The sequence below is a fragment of the Hymenobacter daeguensis genome, from assembly GCF_054780555.1.
The window spans coordinates 1-990 of the sequence record NZ_BAAGWC010000063.1 but is presented as its reverse complement, the minus strand read 5'-3'; the positions used below and the strand labels follow the sequence as shown (position 1 = coordinate 990).

The window sequence follows — 990 nt, the reverse complement described above, 5'->3', positions numbered from 1 at the left end:
CTGGCCCCCGCTGCCAAAGCCCCCAAGCCGCCCCGCGCCCCGCGCGGCCCGCTGCCCGGCGTGGGCAACGTGCTGGGCCTGCTGCGCGACCGGCGCTTCCACTTGTTTGTTGGTTTCGGCCTGCTGCTGGCCAGCCTGTACCTCACCATTGCCTTCACCTCGTTCCTCTTCACCGGCCACGCCGACCAGAGCGTGGTGGCCGCCATGGGCACCATCCCGGTGAAGGAAGCCGGGCAGGAATCCGGCAACTGGCTGGGCCTGCTCGGGGCCTGGGCCGCGCAGCTGTTCATCTATAAGCTGTTTGGGGTGGCGGCGTTTGCGCTCATTCCCATCGTGTTTTTCCTGGGCTATAAGATTGTGTTCCGCACGGCCACGGTGTCGGTGAGCTACGTGCTGGCCCTGGGCCTGTTCACCATGGCCTGGCTGAGCAGCCTGCTCGGCTACGTGGTGGTGAGCCTGGCCACGCCCGGCGCCGACCCCACGCTGGCCCACCGCCTCGATTTCCTGTGCGGCGGCGTGGGCTTCGAAACCGCTTCCTGGCTCGATAGCCTCATTGGCTGGGGCACGGTGCTGCTGCTGGCCTTTGCCCTGATTTCGTTCGTGGTGTTCTTCTTCAACGTCACCAGCCTCGACCTGAGCCGCTTCCGCAGCCTCAGCGCCGACGACGAAGACGCCGAACTGGAAGCCGAAATTGCCGCCGAGCTGGCCGCCGAAACCGCCCCCGCAGCGCCGGCCGCCCCGCAAATGACCCTGAAAACCCGGCCGGCCGCGCCGGAGCCCGTGGGGCAGGAGTCCGTAGCGGCCACGGCCGCTGCCAATGCTGCGGGAGGTGCCCCGGCCCCCGGCCCGGCCCTGCAACTGGCCGCTGACGAGCCCGCCGAAGCGCCGGCCCCGCAGGAGTTCGAGCCGGCCCCGCGCATGGGCACGGGCCTGCCCCTGAGCGTGGCCGGCGCGTTGGCCGTGCCGGCCACGGCGGCAGCTACGGCGGCC

General features: G+C 70.5%; 1 protein-coding gene. It reads left to right on the top strand.

Features of this window, described 5'->3' with window-relative positions:
- Positions 1 to 990: DNA translocase FtsK 4TM domain-containing protein (locus ACYVHT_RS23285; protein WP_460557793.1), on the top strand; the 990-nt coding region annotated here is incomplete at both ends.